Here is a 25425-nt window from a genome sequence, read left to right as displayed (position 1 = left end):
ATGTCCTCCTTAGGCGTTGGTATTGGCCGGTGCATCCGTGTTCGAATAGAGGTCCTCAATCGCTTTCAAGCGGTTGTGCTCCCACCAGGGAGTTTTATAAAATTTAGGTGGAACGACAGGCACCTTCAAACACACACTTTGCGTCGGCAGGACCTTGCACCAGTCATCGATCAATTTTTTATAAGCCAGGCCCACGGGTCGAATCTTTCGATCCATATCGAAAAGCCCCAGAGCGTTCACGTTGCCGTTCTCTTCCCGAAGCGCGGTATCCCAATCCATCTGATCGATGAGGGAGTACCAGGTGAAGCCTACAATCGGCACACCTTTATTACGAATCCTAAGGACGTTGGCCCATTCCTTCCAAAGCCAGTCCACCGCTTCGTTGCCAAGAGGCCCCTGAAGAAAATTGGTCTCGGTATGCATGACCGGCAAAAGATAACGCTCGTAGTACTGCATGGTAATCTCATCATAGCCAAAGACTTCACCAGCCGCACGGGTCATCCCATCCGCGGACACGCGATGCTCATTGGTGATGTAATAATCATTGCCCATGATGCAGTGATGTTTACGATGGTTGTCCATGAAGAAATGATATTCCTTGCGGGTCATGCCATTGTCCATCAGGAATTCATACATCTCGGAATCCACGCGTCGACCATAATTCAGATCCAGGCTTAAAAATCGCCGTACATTCATCGTCTCAGCGTGCTGAATAGCGGACGGGCTTTCCGCATGGAAATATTCAGAGGATTCGCTTTGTATAAAGATGGCATCCGGCCTGACCTCAAGGATCGCGTGCATAGCCAGGACATTGGCTTTCACGATGTGCTTCAAGGCCGTGACAAAGGTCAGGTCGGTCGTGCCTTGCTCGTTCCACCAGCCGTAAGCGGCGGAAAATGTCGCGCAAATAAACATTTCGTTAATAGGCGTATAGAGCTGAACCCAGGGAAAGCGCATGGCAAAATCTTTTGCGTAGCGCGCGAACAGCTCGGGAAAGTCGGGATTCTGAAAATTTTGAATCCAATCCGGAACCCCAAAATGACAAAGGTCCGAGATCACGATGATGTCACGTTCTTTAAGTTCGGCATACGTTGCGTCGGCAAAGGACCAGTCGTAGCGCCCTGGGCCCAGCCAGGTATGATGAATCGGTGGTCCGTACCGAAGACATGACACCCCAATGTCTTCCAGAAGCTCAAAGTCCTTGCGCCAGAATTCATAATGCTTGCACTTTTCCATTTGGTCGATGCGGACCCGATTTTTGCCTATGGTCGGGTAACTATTCTCGATACCCGTTGCGAACATAAAGGAATGTAAACTGCGCACGAAGACCTCCCTGATCGTATTCGGGAGTTATGCAAAAAGTGATCCGGTTAAAACTTGCAACATTCCTTCCGTCGCAACGTCTTGCTGAGGCACCATCATGCGAGGTTCCTATGGAGCGTTCCCTATTGTCTCTGGTTGTTCTGCTGGTATCCTGTGGCGGTGGCCATTCCAGTGGCTCGCAGCCACCAGCCGATCCGAATCCCCCGGCCGGTGACAATCCGAGCGAGGCTAAAAACGGTGACAAGGATCCTCCACCCAGTCCCGGTGCGGGTCAAACCGTTGGAGGCGCTGTGCAGGAACTCCCCGAGGCCTACGCCAAGGAATTCAGGAGCTGGTTGCAAAAGCCCAAAAAAGCCTGTGCCATCCACGGTATCTTCAGTGCTGTGAAAGGCGATAACACGCCACCGACCGAGCATCATGATTTAACCATGCTGCTGACGGCCCTGAATCATAGACTCTGGATCACCAATGCCTTAGGTGAAACGCTGCTTCTGACCAAACCCATGGGACCCAGGCAGACTGGCTTTGGAGAGGCTTCGCAGACGCACAATGGCCAGACCATGAAGTTTGAAAGTGAGCTCACGTCGCAGGGCACCTGCACAATCAAATTCAATGGCCAGCAGCTCGTCTCCCTGCCTTTGACCGATGGTTTTGGGGTGACAGCTCTTTTGAAGTCGCAGACTATAAATTCCCGGACGGCCATGAATGTCAACGCGGTCGAGCTCCCATCCGATTCCAGTGTTGTCGACTTTGCTGATCTCGGCGACATGAGCGACCACTTGAAGTTTGATGCGACCCAGGATCTCGGCCGATTTAATATTCCCAACTATGACATCAAAAGCCTCGTGATGAAGACTTATCATCCCAGTCCGGATTCCGTTGTGTTCAAGAAGGGCGACGATAACTTTCGTGGATGGTTCGCGGCTTTGGGCGGCCTGGATAATTTCCTGCCCAAGTTAAAACCCAGTTGGACCCAGGACGCTGTTACGGTCTTTGGTTTCGTCCCGACCGCCATTGACAAGAGCGCCTTGGACCGATTCCGCCTTGCTACACCGGGCACGGCTGTGGCCCCCATGGCTTTGGAATGGAAGCTGGGATTTTCAGCATGGGAGAGCGATAAAACAACAGGCGCCTGGCAAGCGAGCCAGGCTGAGGTCAGTGTCAACGCCTCGCTGGAAAGTTATCGTCCGGGCCCCGTGCAGAACAAGGCAGAACTCCGCGTTATAGGAATCAGCGGCCCCACGTTCACTCGAGTTCCCGCCCAAGCGATCAGCGATTGCGTGAGAGATCAAGCGTATTTCTGGAAAGAAGCCAGCTCGGGCGCAAACATGACGACCTATCCACCGGAGTCTATCCTGTTTCCTTGCGAGCGATTGCCGGGAATGGACAAGGCAGCGAGTATCGCCAGTCTCTATCAAAGCGATGCGAGGGTTCGTGAATCCATCGATGATGTTCTTGCCGATATGCATATCTCCTTAAGCGCAGCCTGGGAGAAGTTCGATCTGGATCTCGCCTCAAAAATCAAAACGGATGATTTTCCGTTTTCGCCAAAAGGTGCGCTGCTGACCAATTGGAAATACCATTTTGACTATTTTTCCGCGAAATCCTTTCCTCACGATCAGGCGCTCGCTTTAGGATCGAAAGTAGCCCATGGAAATTCCTGCAGCACGAAATACACAGCCGAGAATTTGGATAAGTTTGCCAAGGAATTCATGGCAGCGCATTCGGTGCAAGCTCAGCAGCAAATCCTCAAAGTGCTGCGGGCCAGCTGTGTAAACTCTTGAACTTTATGAAAGCGCGCCTATTGGCGAAATCCCATCGAATTTTAAATGGGCGATGGAAGACCGCCGGCGGGAGACTTTCTCCCATCGGCGGCAAGTCGACCAGCGAACTACCGTTTCTCCTCCAGTATGATATCCATCAATGCATCCCAGTGCTTTCGTATGTTTTCGTCTTTGATCATGGACATGGATGAGTTGCCATCAAGGACGGCAAGTCCATGAGCATTCGTCGGAAGATTCCTTATCGAAAAGGCTTCAGAAGGAGCATGTCTAAGATATTCGGTAACAGCATCCAGATGAGGCCTGGCTTTGAGGTTGGACCGAAGTTCTTCCAGAAACGTCAGCATGGCTTCAATCTTCGCGTCTTCGGCATGCCTTCTGCTGTCTTCTCCTGACGACCTGGCCCCACCAACCCATTCCTTGTGTGCCTCATGAGGCAAGGGCTGTGCCCTTGACTCATGAGGCAAGGGCACAGCAGAGCCGACCTCAGGAGACTCCTCGTTGCTGGTCTGAATCGCTCCCTGTTGACGTCTCTCGGTCGTATGCCGCGCATGCGTAACCCAGATGAGCAGAGCCGAAACTGTCACGATCAGGCCGCCTGCCACTTTCATAAAGGTCGCTCAGATTGGATCGTTGTCTGTCCATTCCCGACGACCACCTTATAGCTGCCAACATCGTCAAAGCCGGCCGCCTGCGCAATGCTGTCATAAAATGCGATCCAGCCCGGGTTATTGCCATCGGCCTGGGCCGCTTCAAACATTTGATTCGATTTCCAGGCGTTCATGAAAGCCGGATAGTCATGCGGACTGTTGGTATTCACTTTCTCAGCGCCGTTAACAACCCAAAAGCCAGCGTTCAGGAAATCAGGAGCATGGGACTTTCCATAGCAAGCCGTGGAGTAAAGGGCCCTTAGCTTCGACGCCTGGGACAACGTGGACTTGAGTTGATGGCCGAGCTCTTCAGTCCTTGCATCGCGGTCTTCAAACCACAGCCGATCAGGTGATCCATGCAGATGAATGAAGACATCAAGCGCGGTCAGATCCGGGTCCTGAGTCAGGCTTTGCAGGGATGTCGCAAATTTTTCCGTGGACGAGTTTTCGCCCGCAAGCACATAGAGATTTCGGTAGGAATCCTTAAGGGTCTTTTCCGCCAGGGATACAGACATGGTTTCAAGGAAACGATAGAGCCAAGCATAATCCTTGCGGCCGTGAGTTTCCAGATTCGAAACCACGAGAATATCGCGATTGGCGGTTGATACATTTTGAGCAGCAGCCAGACCAGGGAAATGGAACGTGAGGGCAAGGCCAGAGAAGAAGGAGATCAATTGGAACTTTTTCATGGTCTTTCTCCATACGAAGGGTTCAATTTTTTTGAAAGTTGGCCGCGAGCTGACCGAGCAATCCATAGCGGTCCGCAGAACGGATCTGCATCCGAACCTGCGGTCCGCTCAATGTCCAGTCAATCACCAGCATTCCGTAGTTTTTATGCCCGACGACAGTCAACACCTGACCGGGATGAGGCAGCTTTACACCATTGGCATGGGTCAGCCCACTGGACATGACCTCATGGATAGGTTTCCCACTGCCGAGCTGAATACGGGTGATTTCTGCGAAATGCCGGTCGCCACTGAGCAGGACAATCGGGGCATCGACGGAGGCCAAAAGTTCATAAAATTTTTGCCGTTCGGCTGGGAATCCAGCCCAACCTTCCAGTCCCAAGCCAGCCAAAGGTGAAGTCACATTCAGGCTGGAGCCAATGATAATAAGATCGGCATCCGAACTGGATAGCTCGTCCTGAAGCCATTGCCATTGGTCGTCGCCCAGGATTTTTTTGTCGACCCACGAGGTGTCCATGTTGAAGCGAAGGTCGAGCAAAATAAGATGCGTCTTGCGGCCAGGCGGTCCCATCCTAAAGCTTTGATAGACTCCGGAATGATTCCACACTTTCGCATCGTGGCCCACGTCCAGAAAGTTCAGCAGGGCTTCCTTGCTGGCAGCCTTCTCAGGAAAACGGCCATTCATATTGTTGGAGGCAAAGTCATGATCGTCCCAGGTCCCCAGGATGGGTACGGTCTGCCGAAAATCCTTGTAGTAGCTGTTGTCCTTAAGAGCAGTGAAGCGGCGAGCGCGTTCCTCGATCGTGGTGTTGTCCGCGTAGATGTTGTCACCGAGCCAGACCCACAGATCAGGCTGATCCTGGCCAATGAGCTGCCAAAACTTTTGATTCAGATGCGACTGGTTGCACGATCCGAAGGCAATCCGCTCCAGAGGCTTGTCTTCCAATACGGACAGCGCAGTATCATTGCTCCTTACCCAAAAGTCCTGGGCCAGGGCTAAATCAGGCAGCATGAGGCTGGCAACTCCACAGGAACCAAAGCGCAAAAACGTTCGTCGATCCATAGTGACCTCTCAGTATTGAAGAAAAAAGCAATACGCTACCGCATGCTGAGTCCTTCGATGGGGGCTTCAGAATTGTGAGATTTTTTAGAAAAGTTGGACCTTGAGGAGTCCAACTTTGAACGGTAGGTGGGACTCCAAATGAGCCCATACTTTTGCATGAACCATGAGCCAACATCGGCCAGAAAGCAGTCCGCTGCAACTTTCCAAAATCATGACTACGTGGTCAACTTATTGGAATGTTGTTTCAAGTGTCAAGACAAAAGAATTTATTGGGCCCGATCACTCATCTGGCGGAAATTGCCCAGGAGCGCCGGCATTTTTGGAATTTTGACTTAAACAGCTCGTCGTGCGCGGGATATTAGGCTTTATCGGTCGAGACATATTATAATATGGAAGACTCACAGAGCCTTGTAACTGGAAAGACAGGTAAAAAGCGTGATGAAGTATTCCCTGTGGCTACTCCTGGTTGTGCTCGGAAGCCTTCCCTGCTTTGCCTTCGCGGCTCCTATCATCCAGACAGAACTCTCGGAACAACGCGAGATCTGGAAAGAGGCCACGTTTCTTAAAGACGACTCCAGGTCGGTGACGATCGACCAGATCCTGACGAACGGGACCGCGAAACCGTTCCATACTCTGGATAAATATCCGAATTTTGGTTTTTATTCCGGCGCCATATGGAGTCATATTGAACTCGCGAACCCTTCGCAGAGTGCCATCACCACTTACCTTGAAATCCAAAGTGGAATGCTTTCGCAAATTGATGTCTACGAAGTGGAGGGGCAAAAAGTTCTCAAACACCGCGTGAGCGGTCTTAAGTATCCAGGTCGACCGAATTACGATATCAACCATCGGCTGCCGACCTTCAAATTCGAGCTACCTGCGCATTCCCATAAAAAGGTCTATATTCGAGCTGAAAGCAACTACAGCATAGAATTCCCTATGACCCTGTCGACGATGCCCCAGCTCTATCAAGCCCATAGCGAAAGCCGTTTTTACTTCGGCCTGTTCATCGGACTCATCGTTGTCATGGCCGTGTATAACCTCTTTATCTTTGTCAGCCTTGGAGATGTGACCTATCTCTTTTACAGCCTGGCTATCGTCGCCACACACTTCGGGGCGGTGCTGGGCTCCTATGGGATCCTGCACAGCACCATAGCCTGGCTTCTGCCGCGCTATTCGGATATTCTGATCGTGATCGCGGAAGGCCTTTCGTGCATCTTCGCCATCCTCTTCTTTCAGCATTTCGTCAATGTTCGGCAGCGGATTCCAAAAATCTACCGCATGCTCGATTGCCTGGCCCTCGCCGGCATTGTTGTCTGCGTATTGCCGTTCTTCCACTTTAATTTGTACATTGCAGTGGCCGCCAACGTCGTCGTCCAGGTGGTCATCGTGGTTCTGCTCATAGCCTCCATTTATATGTCGATTCAAGGCCACCAGAAATCCATCCGATTCTTCATCGCATGGTCGCTCTTTCTAAGTTCCGCTTTTGTTTATATGCTGAGAAACCAGAATCTGATGGCGACCAACTTCTGGAGTCTCTATTCACCCCTGTTCGGCGGCTGTGTCGAAGTCGTGCTCCTATCTTTGGCTCTGGTGGACAGGGTGAATGAAAGTCGACGGGAGAAGTTCGAGGCCCAGAAGGACCTCCTTCATGCCCAGGAAGAGATCAATCAGGAGCTCGAACGTCAGGTCCAGGAAAAATCCGGGATCCTTCAAGAACACAATCAGAACATACAGAATATTCTCAATGAAGTGCCCGTTGGGATTGTATCTCTCAGGCCCGATTTCACCCTGCACCCCAGGCGTTCCGCCTTTGCCCGGACTTTTTTTCCGGAAGTGGATAGCCGCGATATCAATTTTTTGGAAGATTTCATAGGTTACCTGCGACTCGGCGGGGATCGAAAGCATAGGATCATCGAAGTTTTGAATGCGTGCTTCGGCGAATCGGCATTAGGGTTCGAGCTGAACGAGGGCAATCTGCCCAGGGAAGTTCAGATTCAACTTCCGAACGGTGCAACCTTGGAAGTCAAGCTGATTTGGAGCCCCATCCTCGACCAGGATGGGCTTATTTCCATGATCATGATCACAATCATCGACTTGACTGAGCTCAACGTCCTGCGGAAAACCCTGGATAAGGATCGTACGACCCGCAATATCTATGATGAGATTTTCGCCGCTGGCAGCGACAAGACCAGACGCTTTCTGGAGGCCTGCGCATGGCTGAAGGACGTCCGCATCAGCAGCATCCTCGAACCTGGCAATAACGACCTCTACAACGCCCTGTTTCGCAACCTGCACACCATGAAGGGAAACTCCCGAAGTCTCGGTTTCGATACCCTTAGCCAGGACATCAACGATGTCGAGCAGCTTCTCCAGGATTTCAAGCGCAAGGCTTTTCAGGACCCGGACATCGCCGCATTGATTGAAACTCATTTTCAAGAGATCAGCACTGTCCTCGACGCCTATGAAATGAACTATGCGCTGCTCTGCGGCTATTCAAAAGGTGCATGGAGCACCTTGGGACCGTCGCAGAAAAACCTCAGCCTGCAGGGACTCTGTCTGGATATGATTCCGGCCATCCGTCGGCTCGCGGAAAAACTCAAAGCGTCGTCGCCTGATTTGATTTTGAACGGCGAACCGATAACTTTGCCAGAGAAATGGCAGCAGCCTCTCCACGAATCTTTGATCAATCTTATGGCCCATTCCCTGGATCACGCCGTTCGAACGATCGAGATCATCGCCGAAGAGACAACGGAGCGTCTTGTGGTTCATTATCAGGCTGAAAGCGAGGCAGTCAAAAGCTTTAACCTGCAGGCTGCCAAAGATCACCTGAACCCGCACGGCATGGACTTGGAGCCACGAGGTGCGGAGGATCAGAAGGCAAGGATGGCCTTCGATCTCACGTTTCCAGGACGTTCGCATATGGCAAAGGCAGGCTCCCTATGATGCGCTTTCTCTTCGTTCTCGTGGTCTGGGCTCTCCTGGGATCACCCTGCCCGGGTCAGAGCCTCGTGGCCGTCCAGGGCAGCGACAGGATCGAAATTTGGAAGGAGGCGGTTTATTTCCGGGATGATGCCAAAACGCTGACCATTCAAAGTCTCCTGGCCAACCCCGAGGCCTTACAGTTTCAACCGTCCAAGGGATTCCCCGTCATCGGCTTTTACAATGGCGCGGTATGGGCCAAACTTAGACTCCGCAACGGATCCCAGGAAGATACCCAGCGCATGCTGCAGCTTGGCTGTGGCATCTTTTCGAAAATCGAGGTCTTCGAAATCATCGATCAGAAGGTCGTGGCCTATCACAAGGGCGGCCTTCAGTATCCCGCTTATCCAAACTATGACGTTCATAATCGACTGCCGACATTCAGCCTGAACCTGCCGGCCGGCACGAACAAGGACGTCATCATCAGGATGGAAAGCCGCTACTCGACCGAAGCCTCGATGAACCTCTATACCCTGGAAAGGTTGAATGAAGAGGAGGACGTTTCGGGGACTCTCTTTGGAGTCTACTCGGGCATCATCCTGGTCATGGTCGTCTATAACTTCATCATTTTCCTCAACCTCAAGGACCTAACGTATCTTTACTACTGCTGCGCCATACTCGTGACTCACCTCGGCGCTTTGGTAGGATCCTTTGGCTTTTTGCATTCGCATCTTGGAATCCATGCTGGGGCTTACTCGGAACAGCTCTTGACCATAGCTCAAGCTCTCGCTGTCGGCTCTACATTCAAATTCTTTCAGAGTTTTGTTAATGCTCGGGCAACTGTCCCTCGGTTGTATAGGATATGCGACGGCATCGTCCTGGGTTCGCTCGCCCTTGCCTTGCTGCCGCTTTTCGTTTTCAATATTCAGATCTCGGCGCTCGCAACTCTCGCTATACAAGCCGGACAGCCCTTTATTGTGGGAACCACTCTCTACTTGATGTGGCGTGGCAACCGCGAAGCGAAGAGTTACTTTATTGCCTGGTCGGTGTTCCTCTCGACCGCTTTTATATATGTGCTCCAGGTTGAAGGATTCATACCTGTGAACGCCTTTACCAAATACTCGGCCCTGGTTGGGGGCTGTTTCGAAGTCGTGCTGCTCTCGCTGGCTCTGGGTGACCGAATTAATTCCATGCGAAAGGACAAGTATCTAGCCCAACGCGAACTTCTTGAGATACAGAAGGATCGCAATTTGAAACTTGAATCCATGGTCACGGAAAAAACAGCCAGCCTGACAAGCACCAATCATGAGCTGCAGCTCATCCTTGATAATGTTCCCCTCGGGATTGTTTCGGTACTGCGGGACGGCAGGCTCCATCCCAGTGCATCGGTGGCAGCACGGCAGTTTTTTCCGGATAAGCCTTTTGATCAAATCGATCTTCAATCCGATTTTCTAGCCCGGGTTCAACTTAATAGTGACCTTAAAAGTCGGCTGTTGGAAACCCTGGCTATCAGCCTCAATGCCGACCTGCCGAACTATGAGGTGAACAGCCACATGCTCCCTGCTGAGGTCATGTTCGCCACGAATTCAGGGCAAATGCTCCACGTTAAAACTCTGTGGCGACCGATTCTGGGTTCCGACGCCAGCATTGACCGGATCATGCTGTGCTTAATCGATGTTACCGAACTCCGCAAACTGCAAAGCCTGGCAAGAAGCGATCGAGCCAGCAGCGCTATCTTCAATGAAATTCTCAAATCCAACGGCCAGGAGTCGCAGACTGTCCTGGATGCCTGCTCCTGGCTGCACAAGATGCCTCAGATTCCCGGGGATCTGGATCGCATGCCCGAAAACATTATTGCGGCCAAGGATCTTGCCAACAGGCTTGAATTTCATAGTCTAAGCCAGGCTCTCGATCAATTTCAGAAGGCCATCGGCATGGGGCCCCTCGCCGTCCAACCAGCCGTGCAGCAAGTTCTCCGGGTAATTAAAGACTATGAGCGTCAGCTTCTGCTTCTGCGGCACTTCTCACTTGACGTGACCCATGCCGCATCTGATACCAAAAACGGTTCCGAGGGTCAGCCAGCCGTTTTCAAGCTCAACAACTTTATTCTCGACCTTCTACCGGTATTATCGCGGACCGCGCAGTCCATCGGAAAACCCACACCCTTGATCAAAATATCGTGTCAGGAGGTGGAGCTGCCTTCGGCATGGTATCAAAACCTCATGGATTCCTTCATTCACATGATCACCAACAGCATGGATCACGGGGTCGAATGGCCCGATGAACGGCAGGCCTTGGGCAAATCAAGTGTGGGTCGCATTGATATTCTGGCCCGTGTCAGCAGCTCTGGCTTTCATCTGACCTACCAGGACGATGGGCGCGGCGTCGATCCGGATCTCTTTCGTAAAAAAAGACCCGGCACCACAAAGAGCGATGAGGATCTCGTCCGCGACCTGTTGTTCGAAGATGGCTTCTCCACGAAGGACCAGGCGACGAAGTTCTCGGGCCGGGGCTATGGCTTGGCCGCTGTCAAGAGTAGCTTGGAATCCAAGGGCATTAACATTGATATCACTCTGGAGCCAGCCCAACCCGGGAGCAGACGCCGCTCCCTGCAGTTCGTGCTGTTCGCTCCAGCCTTGTCCATGCAGCGGAATTCTGCCTGATCAGGGGTTATCCCGCGCAATCTTTTCCAGAGTCGATTGCGTCAGACGTTGCAAGTCTTCATAAGCCAGCTTGAAATGCTCAGAAATGTCGGCCGGACGTTGCCGGATGGAAGTCGCGAGTCTTTCCAGGACCGGTACCGCCTCCTGCGCGTTCATGCGTCCGAGCGCCCTGACGATGGCCGCCTGCATCACAGGATCATCGGTTGAAACCTCCAGCTGTTCAGTCAGAAACTCCACTGCTGATGGATGACGCAGGCTCCCTATCGCCTTGACGACCGCAAAGACGTTGCCTTCGGCATCATCCGCCTGGCTGTTCTTCTCCCGTTGAAAAATCCTTGTGAGGGGCTGCAGAATTAAATGACCCTGGGATCCCACGGGAGTCCTTTCCCCAATTCCAGCAAGGGCCGAGATAACGCCACGCAGAAGCAGAGTGTCTTCAGTGTCCGAGAGTCGCACGATAGCCGGCACGGTTTCTGCGTCACCAATCTTATGTAATGTAGCCAAAACTTCGATCTGAATCATCCTGTCCTGAGTTTCCAAAAGTGGCAAAAGAGTGCGGCTATCGCTTTTTCGTCCGGATTCTCTCAACTGCCTGAGCCTCTGAAAAACTTCGTCATCCGCCACTGGGGAATTCGGCGCAACGTGATCCATTGGCTTTTCCGAGGTGACAGGCCGAACGTCGGGAGCTTGGGGCACGGCAACCTCGTTTAGCCTGGCAGGCTTACGAACAATAAAGGCAATCCCGGCTATGGCCAGGACACTGGCAACAACAATCACATTCGTCTTCACCACATGACTCCTGCCAGGTTAATTATTCATTCGAGTATTGACTGTACTTCGACCACATCTGCTCGAAACTCTTGAACCCTTGACCGTACCGTCCTGGTGGAAAGGAAGCCCATTCCCATGACATGAGTTTTAAGTTTTCGACCAGCTCGGTGTAACTCAGTTGCTGCTCGTAATTGTCGACTCCTCTTCTCTGAAGGAGATAGATGGCGCCGCTATCCTGATTGGAAGGCTCGAAGGTTTGATAACCCTCAACCCGCTTGATTTCGTTCCAGGTGCGCCCCAGGAATTGATAGCGACCAGCGGCTGTCGAGCAGGTGTTGCCGAACGGTCGGCATTCGTTAGGATGCTGCGCGTAGCTGGTGAAGGTCTTATAGCCGAACATGACGTTATAGCAGTTTCCCGTGCCTTCGGCGTAACCGATGATCGACAGAAGAGCCCGCGTGGGGCTGCCCATGGCGGCAACCGCAAAGGCGTCATCATATTGAGTGGAACATGGAACACCGCCACCGGGAACCGCAGCGACCTTCTTCAACCAACGGATATCCACCCAGCCGCGCCCAATGTTTGCATAATACTGATGAGAAACTTCATCCCACTGCATGTCCTCGACCGTCACGTCTTCACCAAAATTCAACGCAGGTGAAATTTTGGATGCCTGAATCGAAGGCTCAGCTCGCACATTAAGAGACGGTTCTCCCGTACACTGGGCTTTTCCTCGATAATCTGCGGTAACCCTTTGACCTGCCGATGCCATCGACTTGATCAGAGAATCTTCTTTTTTAGGTGATTCTTGCAATCCGCAGGACATGGACATTGCAAGAAGTGAGACGACCAGCCATCCGCAATTTGTAAACGGCTTCCCAATTGATCCAAATTTTTTCTTGTGACAATTCATTCGTTCAGCCCTCCGATAGCCCTTGTATCTCAAAAACATCTTCTCGACTTGGTTTTTATTTCACGTCCGCAAGGCTTGACTGGCTTCATTTTGCGACAGACGCACGCGATCCATCACCCATAGCAATGAACTGTCTTGCATTGAAGACAACAATTATCAGTCACCCGAGGCTCTAATTTTAATGGATTGAGCTTGGCTCCCATTTCGGATATCTATCGGCTGCAAACGCGAGCCTCATCATCGTTGGCAACACGTTCTTGTTGGCCTGTTCCTAACATTTTTCATAGGATGAACAACAATGACAACCAGTCCAAGACCCCGACCTCATCGATTTTTCAACCTTCCACTGAGCCTAGGCATCGTTTCTTCAATGGCATTCATGACTCAGATTCTCGCTGCAGAGAAGCTGAAGGAACGCCCCATGGTTGCGCCAGCAACTCAGACGGCACAGGTCCTCATCGTCAATAGAGATTGGATTCAAATAGTCCTGCCAGAGCGCGAGTACAATGCAGGGGAAGTGAGCAAGGCATCCAATTACGTCATCTCAAGTGTGGACGATCCAACCTTTAAAGGTGGTGTCTCGCCTTCTGTCATCCAGCGTCGGCATTGGCCAGAAAGCGCTCCTTGGAGTGATGATGATAAGTTCGACGATGCGGCTAAAATCAATGTCACCTATCGAATCTTTCTGAAATTGCCCAGTCCCCTCCAGGAAGGCAAAGCCTATAGGCTGAGTGTGAACAGTAAGGTTAAAATTGGGGGGTCCTACGCATTCACTTGGGATAAAAACACTGCGAACGAAGCGATTCATGTGAACCAGGTTGCGTATCTGGCGAACGGCCCTAAAATCGCCTACCTTTCGTCATGGACTGGTCAGGGCACCATCGATTTCGGTGCCGCCAAAACTTTCGAGGTCATTGATGAAGCCGCACAGCGAATCGTTTATAGCGGTGACATCAAACTCGATGTCACCGCCGACAAGGAGCCATGGTCCAGGAGCAATGTCTACTCATTGGATTTCTCTTCGTTCAGTATTCCAGGCCGTTACCACATTCGCATTCCCACAGTAGGCTCCTCATATTCCTTCCAGGTAAGTCCTTCGGCCTTCAATGACATTGGCTACACTCTGATACGCGGTATGATGCATCAGCGCGATGGTGAGCATGGCCTTGATTCTCAGGATACGACCCACTGGAACCGACCGCCCGCTCATCTCGACGACGCCATCATAGAGAGCACGGGTCAGCAGGCCGACCTCAGCGGCGGTCACATGGATGCCGGCGATCGCGGAAAATATCCGCACAACTCAGCGGACATGTCGGCATCATTGCTGACAGCCATCAGGTTGTTCCCTGGAGAAGTCGAGGCCCTGGGTGAGTCGTTGCAGATGCCCGAGTCGGGTAACGGCATTCCCGACCTGATCGATGAAGTCGTTCATGAACTCGACTTCCTCCATAAGGTCGTGATGAATACCCCTAAGGACGGGACAGTGCCCTTCTATTTAAGGCCCCAAAAGCAGGATGGCAGCGGAGGTTACGAAATGGGCCAGCCGCCCGAGGGAAAATCGATGCGCAAGCTCTATGATAAGACCATGGGCCCCAATCGTTCCGAAACGCTTTATGCAGCTGGCGTGCTGGCCATGGCCTACAATACGCCGCTGATGCAGCAATACGTGCCTTCCAAGTGCAAGGATTATCTGATTGCCGCTCGACGGGCTTTCCATGGTTTTAAAAAGCATCACAAGGAGCCTTCGTACTTCAAGGATGCTGGATGGTATGACCCATGGCAAGCAGGACCGAACCCATGGTCTGATGAAATGCTGGTTGCGGCTGCCAACCTGCTCGAGGCAACCGGAGACCAGGCCTACGTGGAGCTCTTGAAGTCGGCACTACCTGCTGACCTGAAGAAGGTTAAACACTGGAGCTGGTCGTTGACCGGGCCATGGCTTGCGGCTTATGTGTCTTTGTATTCAGGCACAGACGCGCGGACGGAAAAGGCTATCCCGGGTATCCGCAAGCGGGCACGTGAAGCGATCATGGATTGGGGCGACACCACCATGGGCCATAGTGGGCAGCCCTATGCAACTCCATTCGGAGCCCCTCTGCCGCGATTCGTTTCCAAAACCGTGGGCTGGTATTTCAGTGGTGACGCCATAGCCTTTCCCGCCATGGTCGCCTATGGGGTGACTCATGATCCGAAATACCGCGACGTCATTATCAAGACCTGGAATTACCTGCTTGGTTCGAATCCGTTGAGTCGAACATTTATCACGGGACTTGGTCATCCGCAGCGCAGGCCGAGGTGGATGGTCCATGAAATCGGCCACTATAAGTGGCAGGAGTACAAACGTGGTGAAGCCGATGGGTGGCCTGAGATCGTACCAGGCATCCCGAGCGCGGACATTCAAAATGGTGAATACGATGGCTACATGAATGCTCCGTGGAACACGGCTCGTAAGAACAAAAAATTTCCAGCCCAGGCGCAATATCCGGCGCTCTATCGCTACCACGACAGCTGGACTGTGAAGAACGAGTTCACAATCGATCGAATGGCGCGCGGAGCGGTTTCAATCCTGCCGTTGATTGCCAGGCCAAAGCCTGACTCAACCAACTGAGACACTGGTGCGCAAGATTCCTTGAAGACCTGGACGACCCGGTTGAGGCTTGATAACGTTCTCGCCTCAATCTTTCCTCAAGATCCCCGCCTTTCAAGCATTCAAGACTTCACACATTTTTCACCATAAATTATCGATATCTTTACACAATAGCACCAGGCTAAGGTATAAATATTGCAGGGGTGAGAAACAGGTTCTGTTCATACCATCCACTATTGTGGAGCACGCCATGAGAGACGAGGTAGGTAATCTTATCAATGCGTCGGATTCCTTGAGAATCGAACTCTTGAAAAAGACCTTTCACACAACATCATTCAAACTCGCCAGAATTCAACTTTCAAAAGCGCTTTACGAATGCATCGTGGAACTTGATAAAGTCAAAGACAATATCTACAGAAAAGACTATTGGGAAAATGTGCATACGCTGATTGCAGAATGTAGAAAAATGCTGGAGTCTGCCTATCAATTTTCCAATACATATGAATAGATCAGCACTTACGGATCCCGTTTCATCCCTGCCAGATTAGGGAGCCAACGCCGGTCCGGCAGTGCATCCGCAAGGAAGCGCCTGGTCAAATGCAATGCATCCGGTTCAGCGTTGCGATGCAGCCATCCCTGCCTGCGAAACCAAAGCAGAATAACGCATGTGCTGGCCGCCATCAGAAAAAGCGAAAGCCAAAATCCCCAAGGGTGCTGGAGAAGGGGCATTCGGTTGAAGTTCATCCCATAGACACCGGCGATGAAATTCAGCGGCATAAAAAGTATCGAGAAAACCGTCAAAAAACGCATGATCTCATTAGTGCGCTGCGAAGCCTCATGGGTCCTTTGCGCTTCAAGGGAAATCTGCAGCTGGAGGATGCGGTTGGTATTCTCTTGAATATCCTGCACCCAGAACAGTAAGCTTTCACCGTCTTCCTGGATGTCATTGTAATAAGGACGGCTTGCGTCTGGAATGTAATCGATGCGATCGATGATGTGAACGCTCATGGACAGCATGCGTTTGATGACCGAGGTTTTGGCTATCAAGCTGTAGGCATCCTCAGCCTGAAGGAGCTGAAAGCCTGTATCCTGGAAGGTCAAACGCTCCAGACGATCCAAGCGTGATTGACAGTTCTCCAGAGGATCCATATAGCTTGTGAGCACAGTGTCCAGGATTTCGTTCAGGGGGTGTGCGACGGAATCCAGGTTTCCAACCTCCCCTTTGCTCTTCCAACGCTCGACAAGCTCGTCAATGCAGCCCTGTCCCTGGCGCCTTATCGTGATAAGGGTCTTCGCATTCAGGTAAATGGAGAGCTTGCTGGTCATCTTCTGCAGGTCGTCCTCAAGCACGTGCGCCGCGCTATCGTACAGCCGGACAATCAAAAACACACCATTCTTGAAACGCTCCAGCTTCGGCAAGTGCTGAGGATCCAGACTATCCAAAACAGCCGTTTTGTGCAGGTCGTATTGATCCATGATCGCCATAAGATCATGGGCCGTGGGTCGACAGAGATCAATCCATGTAAACTGGTTGCCGTTGACCGGCTTTATCACTGTCTCCATAAGCATGGTCCTCCGTACAGAAGTCCACTCAAAGTAAACAAAGGTATTTTCGATTGCAAGGCACGGACGCACTCTTCACAGGATCTTCATCGGACCTTTTTATTTTCAGCCCACGGGGGCTGCATACAATTCCCGAAAAGCGGAACTTCACAGCAATTTTAGCCGTGCTTCATAATACGGTCCTAAGCTCCACTGAAATTGAATCAGGAGATTTTATGAAGTTCCTAATCTTGAGTGTTGCTCTTCAGTGTGTTGCCTGGAGTCATGTCGCTGCCGCCGCGATTCCTTCGGTGAGTCGACCTTTGGTCATTGCCCATCGTGGAGCGTCGGGCTATTTGCCTGAGCACACGATCGAGGCCTATTGGGCTGCCATGCAGATGGGCGCTGATTTCATTGAGCCGGATTTGGTTATCACGAAAGATGGTGTGCTCATTGCGCGGCATGAACCCAACATCACAAGCACGACCGACGTAAGATCCCGGCCGGAATTTTCTGATCGTTTGAAGCGCAAGTGGGTTGATGGCGTTGAAGAGGAGGGCTTCTTTGCCGAGGATTTTACGCTGACCGAATTGAAAAGCCTGAGGGCGGTCCAGCGGGTTGCGTTCCGTGATCAGAAATTCAATGGTATGTTCACAGTTCCCACTCTGGTTGAGGTGATTGACGCCATCAAGAATTTTGAATACCAGACGGGCCGACACGTAGGAATCTATCCAGAAACCAAGCACCCAACGTATTTTCGCGACATGGGCCTGCCCCTTGAAGAAAAGTTGATCGCAACTCTTATGGAGCAAAAGTTCACCGATCCTCGGCGCGTCTTCATCCAGTCGTTTGAAGTCTCCAACCTCAAGGATATCCTTGTGCCCCTTCTGAAGAAGAACGGACTGAAGATTCCTCTGGTTCAGCTTTTAGATGATCGGGATGCCCAGCCGTATGATTATAAGAAAGCCGGACGTACGGAAAACTATGGTGACCTTATAAGAGCGGCGAGTTTGAAAAATTTCGTGGCCACCTATGCGGCGGGAATTGGGCCATGGAAGGGAAGTATTGTCCGCCGTAAACCAGCCACAGCCACCGACCTCAATGGCGATGGCAAGGCCGAAGCGGTGGAACAACTCTCGGGAGAAACTTTGCCAGTGATCGCTGACGCTCACGCCGCGGGTTTGCTGGTGCACCCCTATACCTTCCGCGATGAGGAAGTTTATCTCGCGGTCGACTACGGTCGTCCAGAGGCTGAATATAATGCCTTTTTCAATGCTGGAGTGGATGGTGTTTTTACGGATTTTACGGACACAGCTGTAAGGTCCAGGGCGTTGTTTCAGAGTATGACGGGCGGAGCGAGTCAAGGAAAACTTTAGGCCGCAGGCCAGCACAAAAATAAGCAAGAGCAGGCTGTCGAAACCCTCGACCTGCCTGCAATCTTTATTGAGATTTTACAAGTCCAGGCTTGCCGTCGCGACCTGCCTTCGGTACAAGGCACTTGAACTTCAATGCAAAGCAATAAACGTCAATCCCAGGAGGTATTGTATGCTTCAATCGCGACGCCGTCTGTTCCAGGTGGGCGGTGGGCTTTTTGGATCTCTGATCATGCATCCAAAAAGTTTTTCCAGCGAAATTCTCAATAACGAGGAAAGCAAAAGCCGACGAAATCTGGAGCAGATTTCAACAACGTTTGCCTATGGCGTCGCGTCGGGTGATCCCCTGGCTGATCGTGTTATCCTGTGGACGCATGTTACTGGGGATGGTTCTCCCTCAGTCAATGTCCGATGGCAAGCTGCTTTGGATGTAGCTTTCACGCAAATCGTAGCTGAAGGTGATACCTCGACCACCGCGGAGCAGGATTTCACCATTAAAGTGGACGCCCTCCTGCCGTATTCTGGAACCACATACTATTATCGCTTTTTTGCCATGAACTGCTGGTCGATGATAGGGCGCACACGGACGGCCCCCTCAACCATGTCCAACATACGTTTGGCTCTTGTCAGTTGCTCCAGCATATGGTCCGGGTATTTCAATACCTATGAAGCGCTGGCAAGACGAAGTGATATGGATGCCATACTCCACGTCGGCGACTACATTTACGATTTCGTAGACGAGGATGAACAGAGGAACATGCCGTCCGATCCGGTCAACACCCAAAACCCCGATACCTTGGCCGCCGTGCGCCAGCGCTATCGGTATTACCGTAGGGATCCTTTCCTGAGACATGCCCATCAGCAACATCCATGGATCATCGTGTGGGATAATCATGACATCGATCATGCCGCGGGCAAGGCAGACAGTATCCGTGCGTTTCACGAGTTGGTCCCGATTCGTTCCCCGGAATATGGGAATCATGATCTGATCTACCGACGTTTATCATTTGGTCCCATGCTGGATCTTATCATGCTGGATACTCGTCATATTGGTCGTGACGCTATCAGTTCTGAGACAGGCCAGATTACCATTCTTGGTGATCAGCAGTTTCAGTGGCTAAAGAACCAGTTGACGGAATCGCAAGCGCACTGGCGTATTCTTGGCAATCAAGTCCTGATGGCCCCGTGCAAGATCCTGGGCAAGCCGATATCAGAGAGCATGTGGGATGGCTATCCTGCAGATCGGCAAAGGGTTCTCCAGGTGCTCGTGGATCATGGAATAAAAAACACCTTGATTGCGACTGGTGATGCCCATCTCTCGTTTGCCGCCAATCTTGAGTGGGGTGGTCGAGCTGCGGCTGTTGAAATTTTACCCTCAAGCGTGACTCGCGGCAACCTCGACGAGCAAGTCAAGGGAGTTCTCGGCGCGATTGCCAAAGGAGGGTTCGCGGCAGCTATCAAGCTATTCAACCCCCACATTCGATATTTCGAAAGTACCCGCCATGGATATGGAATCATTGATCTGAAAGAAGAGGGCGCTCATCTGGAATTCTGGTACGTCCCGCACGAGGAACTCAGCCAGGATCAGGAAATGGCTCAGGCTATTGACGTGGCTAGCGGCCAACAACGCATCACCCAGGAGAAATCCAGCAAATCCGAAGGTGTTAAACGCGCATCGCCCGCACCCGAAGAGTCACGGCTCTACGACAGCCCCGGTGAAGTCGGTGGTCAAGGCGGATCCTACTTTAATGATGGAGAGCGCCTGCATGTTCAATCCCGATTGGTCCACCTCAGCATTCGCAGTGGTGACCGGGTGGACGCTATCACCGTACGGTATGAGGACGGAAATGCGTATAAGCACGGTGGGAATGGTGGCGGTGAGCATGCGATGGATCTCCATGTTGGCGAGTATCTCAGGCGTATGACGGTGGGTGTAGGTCACCACAAAGGGACGACTTCCATTCATTATCTTAAGCTCGTCACCAGCCAGGGACGTGTCCTGGAAGCAGGCAAAAATCCAGGAAGCACGATGGACTACTCAGCAGGACCCGGACGTCACATCGTGGGATTCAGAGGACGGCAAGGCCGGGAATTGGAAAAAATTGGACCTATTTACGCGCCGGATTTCGACTAATACCTCATCTGGACACATTTCGGTAAAAGGCTAATGGAAATTCTTGATCCTTGTTTGTTCTGCAAATGAAGGCATTTCCGAGCCTGCGTCAGCCAGATTCCGACCTTGCCTATCGGCAGCGCGCGTAGTAGAAGGGTGCAAGTTTTACCAAAATATAACTCGCATAGCTTCGAGCATTTTACAAAAAATGAAAGGTGGAGATGATGCGTGCTATTTCCCTGGCGATGTTCGGCAGTCTTTTGGCATTAACAGCTTGCGGTGAATACGCAGGATCTCAGCTTAAAGTCACCAATGGTCAGATCATTCAGGAAACGGATCGACCCGAGGTCGTCAATCTCTATCGTCGCGTCTATCAAAACGGTCAGCTCAAAGGCGGTGCGACCTGCACGGGAACCTGGATCGATAGGAATACAATCCTGACCGCAGCCCATTGCATCGGCGATGGCTCATCGGATGCGGAAGGCAAGGTCCTGGATTTGGAAATCATGGTCTTTGAAGTCACCGATCACACCACCATGCCGAAGAAAACGCAGCTCGTGACACGCGTGACGGAAGGTTATCGGAATAAACTTTGGGAAGCCAAGAAAGGCTTCAATCGTTATGACCTCGCGATTCTGAAAACGGAGGACAAGTCTTCAGACGAACGTCCTCGCGGCGAAGCCCGTCTCAGCACCACGGCGCCGATCAAAGGCGATGCCATCGAAATCCTTGGCTATGGTTACTATGATATGTCGACCTTTGGTAAAAAAGGTGATGATCAAAAGCGCGTCGGCCGCAATACAATTGCCGAAGTCAAAGATGGTTTCATCAATATCACAGGCGAAGTGAAAGAAAAGAGCGGTGGCGCCACAGGCGAAGCGGCATCAGCTGGTAATGGCGATTCCGGGGGTCCCATGTTCCGTCAGGGAGCTTTGATCGGTGTGGCTTCAGGCGGTGGCACCGGTGGACTCTTCGCACGCGGCGAAGCCTCCTACGTGGATCTCAATAGCAGCGAATCCAAAGCATTTCTGGGTCGTTTCGGGTATTGATGCCAAAGTCCCCGGCTGCACCGGGGACCTTTGTCCATGGACTTAACCCTGGCGTGAGCTCAGAAGCCGCGCCATTACTTTTTGGCAACGCTCATTGTTCTGTCGTGCCACCTTCAGACCATCATTGATGGCTTGCGGGTAAGGCTTCGCCAGCAGCTCATTGATCAGCGGCAAACTTGACGAGTCGCAGCTGACCGGCAGAAGGCTCATCACATACGAACGGGAAACGCCCGGCTCCGCCTTCGCCACGATGCGATCCACTTCCGCCCGATAGGTTGGCTCATAGCGCTTCAAAAGCTCGCGCTGCGATCTTGGAAAGAGGTTGCCCATGATCGCATAACGCTCAGCGCCCGACATCTTCCGCTCAGCCTTGACAATCGGATCCAACATTTTCATTTTCTGATCGTAGTCCGGGAACGAAGCCTGGACGGCCAGATATTTGCGCTGACCCATGCTGGTGGGATCCTTTTGCTTTTCGGCATCGGCCCAGGCCAAAGCTTCCTTATGCCCAAGCTGACTCAACGCTTCGAGAAGACCCCAACGCTCATCCTGATCGATCATCACACCAGGAAACGTGGTCTTGCCCTGCCAAAGGCTCAGAATGGTATCGGTACGGCCAGACATGGTCAGCAGCTGGCGATAGGTGCCCCACTGAATTTTTTTGCTATCCGAGGCCAGCGAAGACTGCAGCTGACCTTCATAAACCTTCAGCAGGGCATTCAGAATCTCCTGCTTCACAGCCTTTTCTGGGATCCAGTCCACATAGCCCAGAAGTTCCCGCCCAATCTTGGCATCGATGGCGCGCAGAACTTCATAATCCTTCTCCAAAGGCAGCTGCTGCACGATAAAGCGCGTGTAGTCCTTCAAGGAAATATCCGTGCTCAGGATCATATCCGATACTGCATTCCAAACCATGATCCGCTGCATGGGGTTTTCGATCGCCTGCAGATGCGAGGCGGCATTCTTATAACTGAAAGGATCCAGAACCACTTTCACATAATCATGATCGTTCTGGTTGGGGAAGACCAAATCAGGACAGGCCAAACCCTTGGCTTCACGCCACGGGGTTGAAGCGGACTGATAACCGACGGCTGCTTCCTTGATCAGCTCGAAACGATCCTTTTTCCATTTATAAAGCGCCACCTGAGTCTTATGCTCGCGCAGAGTGGGCTGTTCGGGAATCGCCGATTGCTTCAGATGGAACTGTTCGATTTTACCCTTGCGACAGGTGAAATCGGCTGTCAGTGTATTCACACCTGCGGTCTGCAGCCATTCCTTGGCAAACGTCTGCAAACTTCGACCTGTGGCTGTTTCCATGGCCGCGATGAAATCATTGACTCGGGTGTTGCCGAACGCATGCTTGTTGAAATAAATCTGCAGACCTTTTTGAAAGGCTTTTTCACCCACCAGAAAGTGCAGCTGCTTCAAAAACGAAGCGCCCTTGCCATATGTGATGCCATCGAAATTGGTCGACATCGTGTCGGGCACATCGGCTACGATCGGATGCGTGGTCACCAGCTGATCGGCAAAATAGGCCCCGCTTTTACTGCGATGAAAGCCAATCCAGGTATTGGGGAATCGGGGATCAGCCGCCATCGTCAGCGTCGCGGCATAAGTTGCAAAGCTTTCGTTCAGCCAAAGGTCATTCCACCAATTCATGGTGACGAGATTGCCCGACCACATGTGGGCCATTTCGTGTTGAATCGTACCAGCCAGCCCCTGCTCATCCGCTTCGGTGCGTTGCCCACGGACTAGAAAACGCTCGGAAAAGGTGACAGCCGCCACGTTTTCCATCGCGCCGGCATTGAAATCCGGTACCACGACCTGATCATATTTGCCAAAGGGATAGGCATAACCCATATATTTATCGAGGAAATCAAAGCCGTGGCGGGTGGCGCGGAACCACTGATCCACCGGCATGTACTGAGCCAGCGATTGACGCGACATGATCCGCAGGGGAACGCGGAAGGATTTATCTTCCCAAACCTTATAGGCCCCGGCATGCAGCGAGAAAAGGTACGTCGAGAATTTCAATGTCTCTGGAAATTCCCAAATGTTCTTGTCGCCGTCAGGGGTCACTTTGGTTTCCCGGGCCGTGGAGACCACAGTCCAGGTTTTGGGTGCCTTCACTTTCATCTGAAAGGTGGCCTTCAGGTCCGGCTGATCAAAGCTCGGAAAAAAGCTGTTGGCGGCATAAGGTTCAAAGTGAGTGAAGGTATAAACCTGCTGATCGACGGGATCACGGAACCAGTAAAGGCCATTGCCGTCCTTGCTATAAGGATGCTCGTAGCGGATTTCGAGTTCATTTTTTGCGTTCGCCTGCAGCACATCCTCGCCTAATCGAATCGCCATCTCATCAGTTTCGAACTTCACCGCGCGACCGTTAACCTTGACGGATTCCACCTTGCCCTTGGCGAAATCGACGCGCAGAGGCTGATTCTGGGGGTGAAAGGTGAAACCGATGCGCACGGTTCCCTGAAAGGGCTTGTCAGACTCCGGCAGGTCAAGATCGAGAGCATACCGCACATCATCGACCTGCTTTTTTCGCAATTCGGCTTCGGATTGCTTCAGAACCGCTGGCCCGGCCAGCACGGCCTTGCCAGCGGGGTAGAATAGGCAACCCAGTCCCAGCATCAGACGGGCGAGAGACGGCATGCAACGCATAACGGGAGTCTCCTTAAGCGCTTGCTCGTTCACGTTTGGCGAATTCACAAGTCAGGTTTAAAAAATCATGAATTCCCCCAGCTTTATCCGGAAGGCGAAAAATTGTCAACTCAGCTTGATTGCTTAGTTCTGCATCCCTGTGTTTCATGGAAACACAGGGTCCAGGAGGCTCAGCGAGACGGTTGAAGTCCAGCGTAGTGGACGAGGAAGCTCAGGGAAAGTTTCACAAACTCGGCTGACTGCGTAAAAGCGCCTGAATTGGCAATCACATCATCAGGCGTGTGGATCTTGCGATTGTAGTTGTTGGGATTTTCGGTGGGGAATACCACGGGAATCCCCTGCCGATTCCACGAACGATGATCGCTCGTACCCGCCGTCAGCCGGTTTTTGTCCACCTTCACTGTTTGATAAGCGCGCAGCAGCTGCTCCATATCCCGCGTCAACGCCGGGTCGCTATCATTGGTGATCAGCCAGACCATGTCTTCCTTCGTGGCCTTGAACATGTTCATATCGTTCTGCATCATGGCGATCACATTCCTGCCGCCATTCACGTAAGACCTGGCAATGGCCTGGCTGCCGATCAACCCCAGTTCTTCCAGGGCATAGCCATGGATTTCCACTGTCCGATCAAAGCGTAGATTCTGGTTGATGATGGTTCGAAAGACCTCGACGTGCGAGGCGGTTCCACTGGCATTATCATCGGCACCCGGGGCCACATCGGATCCGCGCGCGATGCTATCGATGTGACTGCCCAGCACAATGATTTCTTCGGGATGTTTCTGACCTTCTATGCGAACCACGACGCTGGACTGAGTGTAGCCACTGTGGGAAACTTTCTCAAGACTGATGTCCGGGCGCGAGCCTGCCATGTCCTGATAAAGTTTTTGCAAAAGATCGGTGACGCTGCCGGCCTTGGTGCTGCGACCATAGCGGGTCCCGAGATCCACCATCGACTGAACCGTTTTTTGAATGGCCGCTGGACTCACGGCAGCGTGAATGGACGAAACCGCTGCAACATTTTCATCGACAGGAATCACCGGGACCGCAGTTTTCGCCAGAAGGTTGAGCGCAACGTCATCCCCAAACAGCCGCATCAATTGCCCGCAGGACCAGCGCTCTTCATGCAGCTCAACCGCGGCCTGTTCAAGCTGGGAGGCTGGGATTTCCAGGACCGCCAGGACTTCTGGCACAAAGGCGGTGACACGGCCAAAGCGTTCCAAAGTCAGTCGATCATAACGCGAGTCTTCGAGGTTCAGATAATACAGATCCTTGAAATCCTCTTCATGCGCGTCACTGGCTCGGATGATGAAATATTCATCGGT

General features: G+C 52.0%; 17 protein-coding genes. 8 read left to right on the top strand and 9 right to left on the bottom strand.

All coding sequences use genetic code 11. The annotated features are described in order from the left end of the window. Positions 1-9: 9 nt before the first annotated feature. Positions 10-1302, bottom strand: a complete 1293-nt coding sequence (locus VE954_RS29110) for a family 1 glycosylhydrolase (RefSeq protein ID WP_349263844.1) — start codon at positions 1300-1302, stop codon at positions 10-12. 131 nt (positions 1303-1433) lie between these two features. On the opposite strand from VE954_RS29110, the gene VE954_RS29105 reads away from it, so the two are divergent. Beyond that, complete coding sequence (locus VE954_RS29105) at positions 1434-3107, top strand: hypothetical protein (protein ID WP_324959555.1); 1674 nt, start codon at positions 1434-1436, stop codon at positions 3105-3107. 107 nt (positions 3108-3214) lie between these two features. Here VE954_RS29105 and VE954_RS29100 read toward each other — a convergent pair whose 3' ends face one another. From VE954_RS29100 to VE954_RS29090, 3 genes are read right to left on the bottom strand one after another with little or no spacing between them, the layout of a single operon-like run. Beyond that, positions 3215-3715: a hypothetical protein gene (locus VE954_RS29100; RefSeq protein WP_324959553.1), complete on the bottom strand. Its 501-nt coding sequence runs from the start codon at positions 3713-3715 to the stop codon at positions 3215-3217. Then, positions 3712-4443: a hypothetical protein gene (locus VE954_RS29095; RefSeq protein WP_324959551.1), complete on the bottom strand. Its 732-nt coding sequence runs from the start codon at positions 4441-4443 to the stop codon at positions 3712-3714. Before VE954_RS29095 ends, VE954_RS29100 begins: the two co-directional genes overlap by 4 nt. Positions 4444-4465: 22 nt before the next feature. Then, positions 4466-5503: an alkaline phosphatase D family protein gene (locus tag VE954_RS29090; protein ID WP_324959549.1), complete on the bottom strand. Its 1038-nt coding sequence runs from the start codon at positions 5501-5503 to the stop codon at positions 4466-4468. A 438-nt stretch (positions 5504-5941) separates the two neighbouring features. Between VE954_RS29090 and VE954_RS29085 the strand changes: the two genes are divergently transcribed. Continuing rightward, the gene (locus VE954_RS29085; protein ID WP_324959546.1) at positions 5942-8449 is read left to right on the top strand and encodes a 7TMR-DISM family protein; all 2508 of its coding nucleotides are present in this window, start codon (positions 5942-5944) and stop codon (positions 8447-8449) included. Next, positions 8446-11088, top strand: a complete 2643-nt coding sequence (locus tag VE954_RS29080; protein ID WP_324959544.1) for a 7TM diverse intracellular signaling domain-containing protein — start codon at positions 8446-8448, stop codon at positions 11086-11088. The genes VE954_RS29085 and VE954_RS29080 overlap by 4 nt, the downstream gene beginning before the upstream one ends. Here the strand turns inward: VE954_RS29080 and VE954_RS29075 are convergent, their stop codons facing one another. Both VE954_RS29075 and VE954_RS29070 read right to left on the bottom strand, forming a co-directional pair. Continuing rightward, a complete protein-coding gene (locus tag VE954_RS29075; RefSeq protein WP_324959542.1) occupies positions 11089-11877 on the bottom strand; it encodes a HEAT repeat domain-containing protein in 789 nt (262 codons plus the stop codon). A 22-nt stretch (positions 11878-11899) separates the two neighbouring features. Further along, positions 11900-12556 (bottom strand): glycoside hydrolase family 104 protein, encoded by a 657-nt coding sequence (locus tag VE954_RS29070; RefSeq protein ID WP_324959541.1) that lies wholly within the window; start codon positions 12554-12556, stop codon positions 11900-11902. A 637-nt stretch (positions 12557-13193) separates the two neighbouring features. Between VE954_RS29070 and VE954_RS29065 the strand changes: the two genes are divergently transcribed. After that, complete coding sequence (locus tag VE954_RS29065) at positions 13194-15383, top strand: glycoside hydrolase family 9 protein (protein ID WP_324959539.1); 2190 nt, start codon at positions 13194-13196, stop codon at positions 15381-15383. 229 nt (positions 15384-15612) lie between these two features. Next, positions 15613-15870 (top strand): hypothetical protein, encoded by a 258-nt coding sequence (locus VE954_RS29060; protein ID WP_324959537.1) that lies wholly within the window; start codon positions 15613-15615, stop codon positions 15868-15870. Between the two features lie 8 nt (positions 15871-15878). Here VE954_RS29060 and VE954_RS29055 read toward each other — a convergent pair whose 3' ends face one another. After that, positions 15879-16925 carry a CorA family divalent cation transporter gene (locus VE954_RS29055; RefSeq protein WP_324959535.1) on the bottom strand — a complete coding sequence of 349 codons (1047 nt, stop codon included), beginning with the start codon at positions 16923-16925 and terminating at the stop codon, positions 15879-15881. Positions 16926-17140: 215 nt separating this feature from the next. Between VE954_RS29055 and VE954_RS29050 the strand changes: the two genes are divergently transcribed. The 3 genes from VE954_RS29050 (at position 17141) to VE954_RS29040 (ending at position 21439) form a co-directional block, all read left to right on the top strand. After that, positions 17141-18280 carry a glycerophosphodiester phosphodiesterase gene (locus VE954_RS29050; RefSeq protein WP_324959533.1) on the top strand — a complete coding sequence of 380 codons (1140 nt, stop codon included), beginning with the start codon at positions 17141-17143 and terminating at the stop codon, positions 18278-18280. A 169-nt stretch (positions 18281-18449) separates the two neighbouring features. Next, a complete protein-coding gene (locus VE954_RS29045; RefSeq protein WP_324959531.1) occupies positions 18450-20411 on the top strand; it encodes an alkaline phosphatase D family protein in 1962 nt (653 codons plus the stop codon). A gap of 200 nt (positions 20412-20611) precedes the next feature. Next, a complete protein-coding gene (locus tag VE954_RS29040; protein WP_324959530.1) occupies positions 20612-21439 on the top strand; it encodes a S1 family peptidase in 828 nt (275 codons plus the stop codon). Between the two features lie 42 nt (positions 21440-21481). Here the strand turns inward: VE954_RS29040 and pepN are convergent, their stop codons facing one another. Both pepN and VE954_RS29030 read right to left on the bottom strand, forming a co-directional pair. Beyond that, complete coding sequence (gene pepN / locus VE954_RS29035) at positions 21482-24103, bottom strand: aminopeptidase N (protein WP_324959528.1); 2622 nt, start codon at positions 24101-24103, stop codon at positions 21482-21484. A gap of 170 nt (positions 24104-24273) precedes the next feature. Next, the coding region (locus VE954_RS29030) for a M20/M25/M40 family metallo-hydrolase (protein ID WP_324959526.1) at positions 24274-25425 on the bottom strand (1152 nt) is incomplete at its 5' end.

The sequence above is a fragment of the Oligoflexus sp. genome (genome assembly GCF_035638955.1).
GTDB lineage: Bacteria > Bdellovibrionota_B > Oligoflexia > Oligoflexales > Oligoflexaceae > Oligoflexus.
This window is presented reverse-complemented; position numbering and strand designations above follow the sequence as displayed.